9 protein-coding genes are annotated in these 15,621 nt (G+C 67.4%); 7 read left to right on the forward strand and 2 right to left on the reverse strand.

Annotated elements, in window-relative coordinates; translation table 11 throughout:
- Positions 1 to 3: 3 nt before the first annotated feature.
- Together ACSSS0_RS19160 and ACSSS0_RS19165 are read left to right on the forward strand one after the other, a co-directional pair.
- Positions 4 to 2,931 carry a vitamin B12-dependent ribonucleotide reductase gene (locus ACSSS0_RS19160; protein WP_487229239.1) on the forward strand — a complete coding sequence of 976 codons (2,928 nt, stop codon included), beginning with the start codon at positions 4 to 6 and terminating at the stop codon, positions 2,929 to 2,931.
- A gap of 1,889 nt (positions 2,932 to 4,820) precedes the next feature.
- Complete coding sequence (locus tag ACSSS0_RS19165) at positions 4,821 to 6,647, forward strand: glycoside hydrolase family 15 protein (protein WP_487229240.1); 1,827 nt, start codon at positions 4,821 to 4,823, stop codon at positions 6,645 to 6,647.
- A gap of 41 nt (positions 6,648 to 6,688) precedes the next feature.
- On the opposite strand, the gene ACSSS0_RS19170 is transcribed toward ACSSS0_RS19165, so the two are convergent.
- On the reverse strand, positions 6,689 to 8,086 hold the full coding sequence (locus ACSSS0_RS19170) for an MFS transporter (RefSeq protein WP_487229241.1): 1,398 nt from the start codon (positions 8,084 to 8,086) through the stop codon (positions 6,689 to 6,691).
- 777 nt (positions 8,087 to 8,863) lie between these two features.
- On the opposite strand from ACSSS0_RS19170, the gene ACSSS0_RS19175 reads away from it, so the two are divergent.
- A complete protein-coding gene (locus ACSSS0_RS19175) occupies positions 8,864 to 9,283 on the forward strand; it encodes a DUF7144 family membrane protein (protein WP_487229242.1) in 420 nt (139 codons plus the stop codon).
- A 289-nt stretch (positions 9,284 to 9,572) separates the two neighbouring features.
- Here the strand turns inward: ACSSS0_RS19175 and ACSSS0_RS19180 are convergent, their stop codons facing one another.
- A complete protein-coding gene (locus ACSSS0_RS19180; RefSeq protein WP_487229243.1) occupies positions 9,573 to 12,320 on the reverse strand; it encodes a cation-translocating P-type ATPase in 2,748 nt (915 codons plus the stop codon).
- A 262-nt stretch (positions 12,321 to 12,582) separates the two neighbouring features.
- On the opposite strand from ACSSS0_RS19180, the gene ACSSS0_RS19185 reads away from it, so the two are divergent.
- The 4 genes from ACSSS0_RS19185 to pcp all read left to right on the forward strand — a co-directional run bounded on the left by ACSSS0_RS19185 (position 12,583) and on the right by pcp (position 15,618).
- A complete protein-coding gene (locus ACSSS0_RS19185) occupies positions 12,583 to 13,041 on the forward strand; it encodes an aromatic ring-opening dioxygenase LigA (RefSeq protein WP_487229244.1) in 459 nt (152 codons plus the stop codon).
- 277 nt (positions 13,042 to 13,318) lie between these two features.
- Positions 13,319 to 14,020 carry a 5-oxoproline transporter, DUF969 family subunit gene (locus tag ACSSS0_RS19190; protein WP_487229245.1) on the forward strand — a complete coding sequence of 234 codons (702 nt, stop codon included), beginning with the start codon at positions 13,319 to 13,321 and terminating at the stop codon, positions 14,018 to 14,020.
- Positions 14,013 to 14,945, forward strand: coding sequence for a DUF979 domain-containing protein (locus ACSSS0_RS19195; RefSeq protein ID WP_487229246.1), 933 nt, complete (start codon positions 14,013 to 14,015; stop codon positions 14,943 to 14,945). The genes ACSSS0_RS19190 and ACSSS0_RS19195 overlap by 8 nt, the downstream gene beginning before the upstream one ends.
- A 25-nt stretch (positions 14,946 to 14,970) precedes the next feature.
- A complete protein-coding gene (gene pcp / locus ACSSS0_RS19200; RefSeq protein WP_487229247.1) occupies positions 14,971 to 15,618 on the forward strand; it encodes a pyroglutamyl-peptidase I in 648 nt (215 codons plus the stop codon).
- The last annotated feature ends 3 nt before the right edge of the window (positions 15,619 to 15,621 follow it).

Here is a 15,621-nt window from a genome sequence, read left to right on the forward strand (position 1 = left end):
GACATGACGGAGATCGGTAACCGCAGCTCACGCTCGAAGGCAGGCGCCAAGGGCGTCAAGATCGAGCGCATCTACACCACGCCCGGCGTGCACCCGTACGACGAGGTCACGTGGGAGAAGCGCGACGTCGTCCAGCAGAACTGGAAGACGGGCGAGACGATCTTCGAGCAGCGCGGGGTCGAGTTCCCCGACTTCTGGTCGGTCAACGCCAGCACCATCGTCACCACCAAGTACTTCCGCGGCGCCGTCGGCACGGCTGCCCGTGAGGTCTCGCTCAAGCAGCTCATCGACCGCGTCGTGCTGACCTACGTCGCCGCCGGCAAGAGCAATGGCTACTTCGCCGCGCCCGACGACGCCGAGATCTTCGAGCACGAGCTGACCCACGCCCTGCTGCACCAGGTCTTCTCGTTCAACTCGCCCGTGTGGTTCAACGTCGGCACCAAGAGCCCCCAGCAGGTCTCCGCCTGCTTCATCCTCGCCGTCGACGACTCGATGGACTCGATCCTCAACTGGTACAAGGAGGAGGGGAAGATCTTCCAGGGCGGCTCCGGCGCCGGCCTCAACCTCTCCCGCATCCGCTCCTCCAAGGAGCTGCTCTCCTCCGGGGGCACGGCCTCGGGTCCGGTGTCCTTCATGCGCGGCGCCGACGCGTCCGCCGGCACCATCAAGTCGGGCGGCGCCACGCGTCGTGCAGCCAAGATGGTCGTGCTCGACGTCGACCACCCCGACATCGAGGAGTTCGTCGAGACGAAGGCGCGCGAGGAGGACAAGATCCGCGCCCTGCGTGACGCCGGCTTCGACATGGACCTCGGCGGCAAGGACATCGTCTCCGTCCAGTACCAGAACGCCAACAACTCGGTCCGCGTCAACGACGAGTTCATGAAGGCCGTCGAGGACGGCACGGAGTTCGGGCTGCGCTCGCGCGGCGACGGCTCGGTCATCGACACCGTCGACGCCCGCGAGCTCTTCGGCAAGATCGCCAAGGCCGCGTGGGAGTGCGCCGACCCGGGCATCCAGTACGACGACACGATCAACGCGTGGCACACCAACCCCGAGACGGGCCGCATCACCGCGTCCAACCCGTGCTCGGAGTACATGTCGCTCGACAACTCCTCGTGCAACCTCGCCTCGCTCAACCTGCTGAAGTTCCTGCGCGACGACGACACGTTCGACGCCGTCACCTTCCAGAAGGTCGTCGAGCTCGTCATCACGGCGATGGACATCTCGATCTGCTTCGCGGACTTCCCGACCGAGCCGATCGGCGAGACCACGCGCAACTACCGCCAGCTCGGCATCGGTTACGCCAACCTCGGTGCGCTCCTCATGGCGACCGGCCACGGCTACGACTCCGAGGGTGGCCGCGCGCTCGCTGCCTCGATCACGTCGCTGCTCACGGGTGCCGCCTACAAGCGCTCCGCCGAGATGGCCTCGGTCGTCGGCGCCTACGCCGGCTACGCCCGCAACGCGGACGCGCACAAGCGGGTCATGCGCAAGCACCAGGCCGCCAACGACAACATCAAGACGCTCGACACGATGGACTCCGACGTCCACAAGCTCGCGACGAAGGCGTGGGACGACGTCGTCAAGCTCGGTGAGAAGCACGGCTACCGCAACGCCCAGGCGTCGGTGCTGGCCCCGACCGGCACCATCGGCTTCATGATGGACTGCGACACGACCGGCATCGAGCCGGACTTCTCGCTCGTGAAGTTCAAGAAGCTCGTCGGTGGCGGCTCGATGCAGATCGTCAACCTGACGATCCCGCGCGCGCTGCGCAAGATGGGCTACACCGGCGAGACCGTCGAGGCGATCGTCGAGTACATCGCCGACAAGGGCCACGTCATCGACGCCCCCGGGCTCAAGCCCGAGCACTATGAGGTCTTCGACACCGCGATGGGTGCGCGCTCGATCTCGGCCATGGGCCACGTGCGCATGATGGCCGCGACGCAGCCGTTCCTCTCCGGTGCCATCTCCAAGACGGTCAACCTGCCCGAGACGGCCACGGTCGAGGAGATCCAGGACGTCTACATGCAGGGCTGGAAGCTCGGCATCAAGGCGCTCGCCATCTACCGCGACAACTGCAAGGTCGGTCAGCCGCTGTCCGACGGTGGCTCGACGGCCAAGGACAACAAGGCCGCTGCTGACGCTGCTGCTGCCGAGGTCAAGGTCGAGAAGGTCATCGAGTACCGCCCGGTCCGTCGCCGCCTGCCCAAGCGCCGCACCTCGCAGACGACGTCGTTCGCCGTCGGTGGGGCTGAGGGCTACCTCACGGCCGGCACCTACGACGACCAGCAGCTCGGCGAGATCTTCCTCAAGTTCGGCAAGCAGGGCTCGACCCTGGCCGGCGTGATGGACGCCTTCTCGATCGCGGTGTCGATCGGCCTGCAGTACGGCGTGCCGCTCGAGACGTTCGTGGAGAAGTTCACGAACCTCCGCTTCGAGCCGGCCGGCCTGACGGACGACCCGGACGTGCGCATGGCGCAGTCGATCATGGACTACGTCTTCCGCCGCCTCGCGCTCGACTACCTCGACTTCGACACGCGCTCCTTCATGGGCATCCACACGGCGTCGGAGCGGGCCCGCCAGGTCGAGACCGGCTCCTACGAGGCCACCGAGTCCGACGAGTCCGACGAGGACCTCGAGGACGAGCTCGAGTCGCTCCAGCAGTCGGCGCCGGTCTCGAAGAAGGCCGAGCACAAGGCCGAGGAGGTCCAGGCCGAGTCCCCGGCCGCGGCCGCCGAGGTCAAGTCGGGTGCCGGCGCGGCCTCGGCCCGCGAGATCTCGAACGACGTGCACAGCTCGGCCGAGCTGCTCGAGAAGTTCGGTGGCATCACCGCCGACGCGCCGATCTGCATGACCTGCGGCACGAAGATGCGTCCCGCCGGCTCCTGCTACGTCTGCGAGGGCTGCGGAAGCACCAGCGGCTGCAGCTGATGTCAGCGGTCAAGAAATGTCATGCGGACCTCGGTCACGAGTGACATTCGCTTGGTCAGCAATGTCGTTGGTTGAGGCACTGTGACATTCGGGTGGTGGCCCTGGGGAGGGCCACCACCCGAATGAGGTTGGGGGTGAAGGGTGAGCAAGAGCGTTACCGGGCGTGAGTCGTCGGTCGATACGCGCGACACGTCCAGCTTCGCAGTGGCGGTTCGCGCCTTGGACCCGCGCGTACTGCCAGCGCTAGGAGTCATTGACGCGGCTCTGGTCTTCATCGAGATCGCTGTTGTTGTCAGCAAGGCGGCATGCGCGGCGGATGACGGTCGCCCGGGATGGGAGCGAGTCGGGGCCGCTGAAGTCGTGGACGTTGGATCTCATGTTCGTGGCGGCACGTCCCCGGCATACACCACCAGCTCGAGTCCAGGGGCGGCCCATCCCTGTGCGCGAGCTGGGCAGCAGTCCAGGTGCGGGCCACGCCGCGCGGGCGTTCGCGCAGCTCGCTGGCCAGGCGCCACACGCCGACCGCTGGGACCATCGGAACTGGGCACGACGCGCCCTTGGTGCCGTAATCAGCTCGGTCATCACCAGCTACGACGAGCCCTGAACTCGTTATTGCCGGTCGTCGACATCCGGCTGGCGCGCCCTTCGGCGCTCGAGCAGCCAGTGCATCGCGAGACTCAGGGTGGCGCCACTCGCGGAGCGGTACTCAAGGCCCGGCAAAAACACAATCGGGATTGCCTCCGGCGAGGCGGGAGCAACGCAATCATCTCTGAAGAGCGGAGGCGCAGCGTTCCCGAACGATTGCGTTGCACGTGGTTCCCACCGGCCGTCGATGGCAATGGTGCCGCAGGTTCCGCGGGTCGTCTTCGCGAAGGACCCGCACAGGCGCAGACTGAGGATCCAGGTGATGTCCGTTGACGAGACCATCCTGGGCGGCGGCCGGTTTCGACACGACCGTCGAGGGCTACGCGGCGACGGAGCAGGTGGCCGCGTGGCCAGAGCATGTATGGGCGATCCACCATCCACGGCCCACCCCGGCGCCGACCTCGCGAGACGCCCTCAGCAACGTGAACAGCCCTGCAGGTGAGGTAGAGCTCGCGCCTGCCGCAGCACGCTGAGCCGCGATCGTCTTGGACAGAGGCTGCAGAACTCTGACGTTCCTGCCGTCAGGTCGGCTTCCACCAGGCCGAGAACCGCCAGGACAGCTTCGAGCCGACACCGACACCGGCGCCGAAGGCGACGACGCCGACCACGACCGGGATGAGCCATGGCCGCTTCTCCGCCGGGGCCGGCGGCGGGACGTCGTCTTCAGCTCGTGCTGGGCCTGGGTTCGGTCGAGTGTTTGTGGTCATCGAGGGCCACCTTCTTTCAGGGGGTGAGTCGGTCCTCTGTCGCACCCCCATCGTCCCTCCGAGGCCTGCAGCGCGCAGGCGCTGTGAAAGATGTTCCGTTCAGCGGGTCAACGGTCTCCCATGACGCCCGGCCCCCGACGGTGCTCGCACCGTGGTGACACGTGCCCGACTGCGACATCCACGACATCCGGCGCTGCGCCGACAGCGGCATGAGCGGATGAGTCGATCGAATCACTGATGGGATCGACACATCCCAGAGGCATCGCGCTTGCCGCATGGCCGGAGCGGGAAACCACCGTTGAAAGTGACGCGGCCCTCGTGGGGAAGCATCTCAGCCTCACGTCGGCTCTATCACCTGTAGACGACGGGTTCAGTGACCTCGTCTAGTGCTTCGGGCGGCTATCCAGTTCTTGTGGTGCCTCGGGCCGCGCAGGCGAGTGCGACACGGCCTCCGGGGCCGAGCCGTACAACCTTCCTTTCACAAGGCGGCTCGCATAGCGTTCGGAATGACTCTGCACCCGGCGAGAGGATTCCCCCGTGGACGGCTACCCCGCGATCGAGGACCACGGGCTGATCGGAGATCTCCAGACGTGTGCGCTGGTCGCCCGCGACGGCACGATCGACTGGTTCTGCTGTCCCCGGTTCGACTCGCCCAGTCTTTTCGGGGGCCTTCTCGACGCGGGCAAGGGCGGCCATTTCCGGATCTCTCCGGCCAGGGGGCCGTTCACGTCGCGGCAGCTCTACCTGCCCGACTCGGCGATTCTCATCACCCGGTTCATGTCCGAGGAGGGCGTGGGCGAGATCCTGGACTTCATGCCGGTGCTCGGCGAGAGCGCCTCCGAGCGACACCATCTGTACCGCCTGGTGCGCTGCGTGCGGGGACAGATGACCTTCGACATCGAGGTCGCCCCACGGTTCGACTACGGCCGGCGTGAGCACCGCACCCAGCTCCATGAGTTCGGGGCCGTGTTCGAGTCGGGCGAGGAGGCCGTCACCCTCCACGTGGTGCGAGACGCGAGCGACGAACCGCTTGCCCTGGCCGGTCTTGACGAGGAAGGGGACGTACGCGCCTCGCTGTCACTGAGGGTGGGCGAGCTGCGTGGCGTGGTCCTGGAGTACGCCTCCTCCGGACCGCCACGGCGGATCTCGCCGGAAGAAGCCGATGCGGCGATGGGCGAGGCGCGCCAGTTCTGGGACGGCTGGCTCGGACACTGCACGTACCGGGGTCGGTGGCGCGAGGCGGTGCTTCGTTCAGCGGTGACGTTGAAGCTGCTGACCTACGCGCCCACCGGTGCCATCATCGCTGCGCCGACGGCGGGCCTGCCGGAGCAGGTGGGCGGCGAGCGGAACTGGGACTACCGATACACCTGGGTGCGAGACGGGTCGTTCTCGGTCTCGGCCTTGCTCGGCCTAGGCTTCACGGACGAGGCCGCCGCGTTCGCGCGGTGGCTGCGGAACCGGGTGACCGAGCAGGTGGGCGAGTCCAGCGGGCCACTGAAGATCATGTATCGGGTGGACGGGTCCTCCGACCTGGACGAGGAGTCCCTGGAGCACTGGGAGGGATACCGCGGGTCGCGCCCGGTGCGGATCGGCAACGGTGCCAGTGACCAGCTTCAGCTGGACATCTACGGCGAGGCCCTCGATGCCATCTATGCCGCCGACCAGCAGGGTCTCCAGTTCGGTCACGAGGGGTGGCTGGCACTGCGCAAGGTCGTGGACTGGGTGGCTGCCCACTGGGACGCCACAGACGAGGGGATCTGGGAGACCCGCGGGGGCCAGAAGCACTTCACCTACGGGCGCCTGATGAGCTGGGTCGCACTGGACCGCGCCATCCGCCTGGCCACGAGCCGGTCCCGGCCGGGCTCGATCGAGAACTGGACGACGCAACGCGACGCGATCTACGCCCAGATCATGGAGCGCGGGTGGAGTGTCGAACGACAGGCGTTCCGGCAGCACTTCGACAGCGACGTCCTGGACTCGTCCCTGCTGAAGATGGTCATGGTCGGATTCGTCTCGGCAACAGACCCCATGTGGACCTCCACCCTCGCCGCGATGGAGAAAGAGCTCGTGACGGACAGCCTGGTCTACCGGTACGACCCCTCGGCGACCCCCGACGGGCTGCAGGGCTCGGAAGGCACGTTCTCGCTGTGCACCTTCAACTACGTGAACGCACTCTCTCGTGGCGGCCGCGTCGACGACGCACGGCTGACGTTCGAGAAGATGCTGACCTACGCCAACCATCTGGGCCTCTATTCCGAGGAGATCGGGCCGTCCGGCGAACAGCTCGGCAACTTCCCGCAGGCCTTCACCCATCTGGCGCTGATCGACGCCGCCATCAACCTCGACGCAGCACTGGATTCCTGACGACCGGGGACGTGCGAGGGCGAGCAGGCGACGGGAAGGGCCTAGGGCCGGTGCGGTGCCGGCTCGCGCGGTAGCAGCAGCGCCGCCGCGAGCCCCAGCAGTCCCGCAGCCCCGAGCACTGCCATGGCCAACCCATAGGCCCGTTCCGGCGTCGCGGTCAGGCCGGCCACCAGGACCGTGCCTGCGACTGCCGCCCCGAGCGACGAGCCCAGGTTGGAGATGCTCCTCGAAAGGCCAGAGATCTCGCCCTGCTGGTCCTCGGCGAAGCTGGACTGCACGACGTTGACAGACGGTGTGAGCATCAGCCCGAGCCCCAGCCCGACCAGCAGCAGGCCCGGGATGAACGCCCACACGCTGGGGTTGCCGATCACCATGGCGAGCAGCCCCACGATCCCGCCGATGGTCACGAGGAAGCCGGTCAGGATGAGGGTGCGCTGCGGGCGCCGCTTGGCAAGGCGTTCTGCCGCGAGCGAGGTGACGAGCAGCCCCGCTGTCACGGCCGTGAAGATGACGCCGGTCTCGATGGCGTCGTACCCCCGCACGACCTGCAGGTACGCAGACACGACGAAAGACACGCCGGTGAGCAGGAGCCACTGGGCGTTCTGGGTCACCAGCCCGAGGTTCGAAGTGCGGTTGCGGAACATGCTCGTCGACAGCAGCGGCTCCACCCCGTCACGCTCCCTGGCCCGGATCCACGCGAAGAACCACAGGAGAACCAGAGCGCCCGCGACGATGAGGGCGACGCACAGCCAGCCGTTGTCGTCGGCGGCGAGGATGCCGGTGACGACGAGGACGAGCCCGGTGGCCGACAACGCCGCGCCGACACCGTCGAACGGGCGGTCGGGCTCCGGCGGCAGCGGGTCGTCGACCGAACGGCTGAGCAGCACGATCACCGCGATCACGACCGTCTGGAAGACGAACGCGGCCCGCCAGCTGATGGCCGCGGTGATGAAGCCGCCGATGAGGGGTCCGGCAGCCGCCCCGATGCCGCCCATCGCGCTGATGGCGCCGAAGGCGCGAGCACGGCTGGTCAGCTCCTTGAACAGCAACGTCGTGAGGATGTAGACCGGCGGGATCAGCAGCGCGGTACCGATGCCTTCGAGAAGGGAGTTCCCGAGGATGAGGATCCCCAGACCGGGCGACACTGCGCTCATCAGCGCCCCGGCGCCGTACACGACCAGCCCTGTGACGAAGCACTTCTTTCGTCCGTAACGGTCGGTGAGCTTGCCGCACGGAATCATCAACGCGGCCATGACCAGCAGGAACAACGTGATGGCGAGCTGCACCCCTTGGACGCTCGTGCCGAGGTCCCTGCTGATGTCGTTGATCATGACGTTCATGTTCGAGCCGGCAAAGCTGCAGATGAACTGTGCCAGCGCGAGCGGAACCAAGGCCGCCCGGAGGGACGGGGCGACCGGCGACATCTTGGACTGACTCATAGATCCTCCAAGCCCGGACAACCAGCTTTGGGACGACTGGGAGCCATGCTGCCCTTTTTCTCCCGGCACCGACAGGTCCCACGCTCTCGGGTTTGGCGCGACACCGAGGCAGCGAGCCGGCGCGAGCGACGACGGCGCTACCAGGCGTCGCAGGTCAGTCACCCCTCGCTGGACGCCTTGGTTCCCCAGCCAACCGTCGGGCATCTCCGCCTCGAGCGCCGTCCGTAACGTGTGGGAGTCCCGGCACGGATCATTGACATCGCTCATGTCACGGGCCTTGACACCAGCGATCCGCACGACCTACCCGGTTGCACCGTCACCGAGCGGGCTGCTCTAGATCCGCAGTTTGAGGCGTAGGTGGTCGCGCACGTTCGACCCAGCAGGGACGGGGACACCAGACCCCTGACGCGCCGCCCCGGCCGTGCCCGGTGACGTGCCCGCCGACGTGGCACGCAGGGGGGCGGCCAGTGTTGCCAGCGAGGATCCGAAGCGGCTGTTGGCCAAGTTCGCACTGCTGGACCACTTCTATGCCCGACCCGAACGCAGCGCAGGGCCCTTGACCGAAGTCGCCGCCGCAGCGGTGGCAGCGATCGGCGGCGCCACCTGCGCGTCCGTCAGTCTCTGGCATCACGGCACCGTGCGAGTCGAGGTCGCGACCGCCTCGACTGACCCCGCCGGCGGACCCCGGCATATCTCACCCTTTTGGGATGGCGCGCCGCGGCGTACGCACTTCATAGCCTCGAAGTCACCTGCACACCGTGTGAAACGGAGGATTCCATGTCCCAGGCCCGCCCTGTCCCCGCCGCCGGTCGCACCCAGTCTCTCTGGGCGGGCGGAGCAAGCATCTTCGCCGCCCTGATGATGCTCACAGCCGGCGTGTTCCAGATCATCCAGGGTCTCACCGCGCTCATCAACGGCACCGACTTCCTCGTGAGGACGCCGAACTTCGTCTTCACCTTCAACGCCACCACGTGGGGTTGGATCCACCTCATCCTCGGTCTCGTGCTCGCCCTGGCAGGTGGGTTCATCTTCACCGGCAACGTGGTTGCGCGGTCCGTCGGCATCGCGGCGGCGATCCTGTCGGCGATCGCCAACTTCATGTGGCTGCCCTACTACCCGCTGTGGGGCATCATCGTGATCGCCCTAGACGTGTTGGTCGTCTGGGGGCTGACCAAGAGCAACCTCGGCCACATGTGACGCCCGGTCATGGGGCCGACGCGAGATCATTGCGACCGTCCTTCACAACGACGGTCGGACGGCGTCCCAGCGCGTGACGTGGTGTCGTCGTCGAGTGGGTGGCACCGGCGACGTATCCCCGTATGCGGTCGCGCTGGTGCGGCGCACGGTGCCTCCGACGGCCTCGCACCGAGGAGCTCTATCCGGCTTGCAGGCATCCGGCGCATCACCCCTAGCCGATGCTGGACCATCCCCGGTCCTAGGTACCGCGTCTGGTGTAACACGGAAGCCACCACCAAACCGGGCCCCATCATGCGGCGATGACGCCGGCCTGCCTGCGACGGACGAGAACCCGCAGCTCGGAAGCGATCAGCACGAGCAGCGGGGCACCAGCGCAGATCAGCCACTGGATGGTGCTCAGCGCGACGGTCCCGAGGAAGGTCTGCAGCGGCCCGAACACGGTGGTCAGCAGGAGCGTGACCACCGTCGCCGCGGTGCACCGGACGAGGGTCTTGTCGGCCAGGGTGTCGAGGCTGAAGACGGTGCGGGCCTCGTCCCTGGTGGCGAGGGAGAACACCAGGCAGGCCAACGAGAAGGTCACGACACCCATCGTCAGCGCGACCGGACGGCCGTAGGCGCTCTCGGCCGCCGCGATGGTGCCCAAGGTGGCAGCGCCCATGACGAGGCCGATGGTGACGAGCCAGAGCATCGTCGGTCGGGACAGGATCGGTTCCTCCGGGTCGCGCGGGCGCCGCTCCATGAGGCCGGCGCCGGGTTCGCCGTAGCCCAGGCCGACCGCCTGGAAGAGCATCGTCGTGAAGTTGATCCACAGCGTCTGCAGCGGGAGGAACGGGACCCCGCCGGCGATGTTGAGGATGGCCGCCCCGAGGAAGGAGACGATGAAGCCGAAGAGGCAGCCCATCTGGAACCGGATGTACTTCACCAGGTTGTCGTAGAGCCCACGACCCAGCTCCACGGCCTTGACGATCGAGGAGAAGTTGTCGTCGGTGAGGACCATGACCGCCGCATCCTTGGCGACCTCGGTGCCGGTGATCCCCATCGCGATGCCGATGTCCGCCTTCTTCAGGGCGGGCGCGTCGTTGACGCCGTCACCCGTCATCGCAACGATGTGTCCCTGTCGCTTCAACAGGTCGACGAGTCGGACCTTGTCCTCCGGCGTCACCCGGGCGATGACCCCGACCTCGTCGATTCGCCCGAGCACCTGGTCATCGTCGAGGCCGGCGAACTCCGCCCCCGTCATGACGCCCCCCTCGATGCCGAGCTGGCGGGCGATGGCGCCGGCCGTCACGGCGTGGTCTCCTGTGATCATCCGCACCCTGATGCCGGCACCACGGGCCGACGCGATCGAGGCCTTCGCGGTCGGCCGGGGCGGGTCGACGATCCCGACCAGCGCCATCAGCTCGAGACCGTCCGACACGAGCGGCAGCAGGTCCGCGCGGGAGTCGAAGGTCGCGGCGTCGAAGTCCTTGCGTGCCGTGGCCAGCACGCGCAGCCCCTCCTGACCCAGTCGGGCGTTCTCGGCGAGGTAGAGGTCCCGGGCGTTCTCGTCGACCGGGACCGGGCCCGTGTCGGCGTCGTGGACGAAGGCGGCCCGCGCCAGCAGCTCGTCCGGGGCGCCCTTGACGAAACACCGGACGACCTCGGTGCCGGACCCGTCGGACATGCGGTGGAAGGTGGCCATCAGCTTGTACGCCGCGTCGAACGGGAGCTCGGCCACGCGCGGGTATGCCTGACGAGTGGACACGGCGTCCACTCCGCCCTTGGCGGCCAGCGCGACCAGCGCACCCTCGGTGGGGTCACCGATCAGGGCGCCGCCGTCGAGGACCGCGTCAGAGGCAAGGACCATCGGCAGCAGGAACGGGTCCAGGCCGATCTCGGGTTGACCAGCCACCCGGGTGATCCGCCCCTGGGGTGAGTAGCCCGAGCCCTCGATGGAGTAGCGCCGCCCGACCAAGGCCATCTGGACCGCCGTCATCTCGTTCAGGGTGAGCGTGCCGGTCTTGTCGGAGTTGATCGCCGAGGTGGAGCCCAAGGTCTCTGTGGACTGCAGACGCTTCATGATCGCGCCGACCTTGGCCAGCGCCTGGGTGCCGTAGGCGAGGATCGTCGTGACCACCGCGGGCATGTTCTCGGGAAGCGCACCGATGGCGAAGGCGACCGCGGCATGGAAGATGGCCGTGGAGGTCTCGCCCCTCGCGAGGTTGAGGACCACCGACACGAGAAGCGCCAGTCCGGCGATGAGGAAGATCTGTCGGGTCAGCGCATCGAGCTGGCGCGTGAGAGGGGTCTTGGCCTCCTCCGTCGACTGCAACATGCCCGAGATGTGGCCTACCTCCGTCGACATCCCGGTGGCGACGACGACGAACACGCCGGAACCTCGCGTGACACTGGTGTTCATGTAGACCATGTCGCTGCGGTCTCCGAGCGGCGTCTCCGGCTGCTCCACGGCTGCTGTGCCCTTCGACACGGGCAGGCTCTCGCCCGTCAGAGCCGACTCGGCGACCTCAAGCGTGGCGGCACGGAGCAACCGCCCGTCGGCCGGGACGATGTCGCCCGCCTCGATCGCGACGATGTCGCCCGGCACCAGCTGCTCGGCGGGCAGCTGCGTGAGCTGTCCGTCCCGCGTGACCCTGGCCTTGACGATCATCATCTTCTGCAGTGCCGCGACCGCAGCGGCGGCCTTGCCCTCTTGGCGTAGGCCGAGCACGGCGTTGAACACGGTGAGCAGCAGCAGCAGGATGCCGGTCCCGAGCTCCTTGAGGGGATACAGGCTCCCGATCCCCGCCACCAGGAGCACGACCTGCATCGGGTCGGCGTACTGGCGCAGGAACGCGTGCAGCCGCGTCTCCGACGCCCCGGCAGTGAACCGGTTGGGACCGAAGCGTCGGGTCCGGTCCTCCACCTCGGCGGAGGTCAGGCCGCCCGCGGCGTCGGCACCGATGCGTCGCAGCACCTCGTCGGCGCCGAGCACATGCCACACGGTTTCATCGCGTGCCGGACCCGGGTCCGACGCCTCTGTCCGGATCGGTGTCGTCACGACGCGCTCCTTCAGGTGAGGACGACCGACCCAGCCTCTTTCCGAGGTGGTGGAGATGGCATCCGTGCGGCCGTCGTGATGTCCGTGCAGGTGTGACGCTACGGATGAGAAGCCACGAAGGGATCACCCCATCAGGGCGACCTAAGTCGAGCTCGTGCGTCCCACAAGCGGCCGTCGTTCTCACCCCGCGCGAGTGACCACCTCAGGTGGGGGCGAGCGCCAGACTTGCCGGGTCGACATCGACAGAGCGAGAGGGACTCCCATGGCGCGCACGGCAGGACGGGTCGGAACCATCGGCATGATCATCGCGATCGTCGGGGTGATCTTCGCAGTCGCAGGTGTGGTCACGTGGATCGTCGTCGACAACCAGCTCGCCGCCGAGAAGATCACGGTGTCCGAGGACGCCGACTTCCTGGCCGGCCAGGACGTCACCGGGCCCTTCACCGCCTACGCCCAGGCGCAGGTGATCAACAAGCACGCCCTCGAGGCCACCGGCGGCAAGACCTATGCCGAGCTCGCCAAGGACGACCCCGCCCGGACGACGGCCATGCAGGCCTCGTTCCTGCGAGCCTCGCTCTTCACCTCGGTCGTCGCCTTCGGCGTGGCCGCCCTCGCCGTCGTGCTGGGCATCGTGCTCGTGATGATCGGCTGGGCCTTCAGGTCGCTGGGCGACTCCCGCGCGGTCGTCAGCATGACGCGACCGACGGAAGAAGACCTCTAGCTGCCCCGCGTTGCTGGGGAGAAGCCGACGCGCGGGGCACCTGGACAAGCAACCTCCATCTGGCCGGTGACACCCGTGCGGTGGACTTAGCGCTAAGACTCTGGCTCCCGTGGCAACGTCGCGAGGACGTCGAGTCCTGCGAAAGGCCGAAGCGACTTCTCACTCTCAAGGGCTGAGTACGGAGTAGTTGTGCGCTGTCACGGTGGTCGGGCGGGATGAACGTGGTTCCCATTCGGGAGCTGTGCCCGGGCAGGTCAGCCGATACAGGGAGGTCGCCATGCCGGAATGGTTCGTGCTTGTCGGTGTCTTGGTCATCGTCGTCGGGTTTCTTCTCAAACTCGACGTCATCGCCGTGGTCATCGCCGCTGCACTGGTGACGACCCTTGCGGCGGGGGAGTCGTTCCTGGCGTTCCTGGACCTGCTCGGCAAGGCGTTCGTGGACAACCGTGCGGTGTCGTTGTTCCTGCTGACGTTGCCGATGATCGCCCTGTCGGAGCGGTACGGCCTCAAGGAACAGGCGATCAACCTCATCAGCAAGCTGCATGCGCTCACGCCGGGCAGGTTCCTGACCATCTACACGGTGATCCGGCAGCTCACCGGCATATTCGGGATCCGGATCAGCGGCATGGTGCAGTTCGTGCGTCCGATCGTGCACCCGATGAGCTCGGCCGCGGCGAGGAGCCGTGGCGCGAGCTCGGAGTCGGACACCGAGCTGGTCAAGGCGGAGAGCGCGCTGTCCGAGAACATCGGAAACTTCTTCGGACAGAACGGCTTCGTCGCCGCATCGGGCGTCCTGCTGATCGTCGGTACCTTGACGGAGGCCGGCTACGACGTCACCCCGGAGCTCATCGCGGCAGCGTCACTGCCGATGATCTTCATCGCAGCCATCGTCGCAGGCGTGCACTTCTGGAACGTCGACCGCCGCCTGACCAAACACACCGCTGACGTTGAGGGGAGCGAGGTGGCCCGCGATGAGTGACCTCGGACCGGGGCTCCTCGAAGCCACCTTCGTGCTCATCGGAGTCCTGCTGGCTGTCACCGGCATCCGCGCGTTCCTCGACCACTCGAACCCCCGCCGGGTGACCACGGCAGCGTTCTGGCTGCTGCTCAGCATCACGTTCGCCTTCGGTGCCGTGCTGCCGGACCGGCTCGCCGGCGTCATCGTCCTGGCCATCGGCGCGCTGTCGTTGGCGCGGGGGGTCAAGACCGGAACGTTCGACGAGGGCACACCCGAGGACCGAGGAGCACACGCCCGACGGCTCGGGAACTGGCTCTTCGCCCCAGCGCTGTCCCTGGCCGCCATCGCAGTCCTCATCTCGACCTGGGCGCCGTTCGGGGACCAGTCGGGCTCGATCGCTATCGGCATCGCGTCCGTCCTCGCCCTGGTCATCGCCTGGGTCCTGACGCGTGCTCCGGCCCCCGTGGTCGTGGCGCAGTCCGACCGCATGATCCAGCAGGTCGGACCGATCGGCATGCTCCCGCAGTTCCTCGCCATGCTCGGGGTCGTCTTCACCAACGGAGGCGTCGGAGAGGTCGTCGCCAACGGCATCGCCAAGATCGTCCCGGAAGGCAACCAGCTCGCCGGCGTCATCGCCTACTGCGTCGGGATGGCCTTGTTCACCATCATCGTCGGCAACACGTTCGCCGCGTTCACCGTCATCACGACCGGCATCGGCATCCCCTTCGTCATCGCGCTCGGGGGCAACCCCGTCATCGTCGGGGCGATCGCCATGACGACGGGATTCTGCGGCACCCTGGTCACCCCCATGGCGGCCAACTTCAACGCCCTGCCCGTCGGCCTGCTCGAGATGAAGAACACCTACGGGGTCATCAAGGCGCAAGCACCACTTGCAGCAATCCTGTTCGTCATCCAGGTCGTCCTGATGTACTTCTGGGCGTTCTGACCAGGGAAGGTGGAGGTAGCTCCCAATGAAGATCTTGGTCACGGGCTTCGAGCCGTTCGGCGGCGAGCCCATCAACCCCTCGTGGGAAGCAGTCCGCCACCTCCCCGACACGATCTCCGGCGCCGAGATCATCAAGGTGGAGATCCCGGTCGTGTTCGGTCGGTCGGCAGACGTCGTCCACGAGGCCATCGTCAAGCACGACCCCGACGTCGTGCTCCACGTCGGGCAGGCCGGCGGCAGGTTCGAGGTGACCCCGGAGCGCGTCGCCATCAACGTCGACGACGGACGCATCCCGGACAACGACGGGCAGCAGCCCATCGACACCCCGATCCGCGAGGACGGCCCGGCGGCCTACTTCACCTCGCTGCCCGTCAAGGCGATGGTGACCGCGATGCGGCAGGCCGGCATCCCGGGGCGGGTCTCCAACACGGCGGGGACGTACGTGTGCAACCACATCATGTACCAGTCCCTCTACATGAGCGATCACGAGTTCCCCGGCAAGAGAGCCGGTTTCATCCACGTGCCCTACTCGCCGCAACAGGTCGTCAACCAGCCTCCCCAACCGTCGATGGGCATCGACGACATGACGACGGCGCTCGCCGCAGGCATCGGCGCCATCGTCGAGTACGACGGCAAACCGGACGAGCGCACCGTCGGCGGATCCATCCACTAGGCG

It is taken from the genome of Terrabacter sp. R4-6 (assembly GCF_057529065.1).

Excerpts from the sequence above, each read along its gene's own strand:
- ACSSS0_RS19160 (WP_487229239.1), top strand. The coding sequence starts at position 4 with ATGACGGAGATCGGTAACCGCAGCTCACGCTCGAAGGCAGGCGCCAAG.
- ACSSS0_RS19170 (WP_487229241.1), bottom strand. The coding sequence starts at position 8,086 with ATGAGTCAGTCCAAGATGTCGCCGGTCGCCCCGTCCCTCCGGGCGGCC.
- ACSSS0_RS19175 (WP_487229242.1), top strand. The coding sequence starts at position 8,864 with ATGTCCCAGGCCCGCCCTGTCCCCGCCGCCGGTCGCACCCAGTCTCTC.
- ACSSS0_RS19185 (WP_487229244.1), top strand. The coding sequence starts at position 12,583 with ATGGCGCGCACGGCAGGACGGGTCGGAACCATCGGCATGATCATCGCG.
- ACSSS0_RS19190 (WP_487229245.1), top strand. The coding sequence starts at position 13,319 with ATGCCGGAATGGTTCGTGCTTGTCGGTGTCTTGGTCATCGTCGTCGGG.
- ACSSS0_RS19195 (WP_487229246.1), top strand. The coding sequence starts at position 14,013 with ATGAGTGACCTCGGACCGGGGCTCCTCGAAGCCACCTTCGTGCTCATC.
- pcp (WP_487229247.1), top strand. The coding sequence starts at position 14,971 with ATGAAGATCTTGGTCACGGGCTTCGAGCCGTTCGGCGGCGAGCCCATC.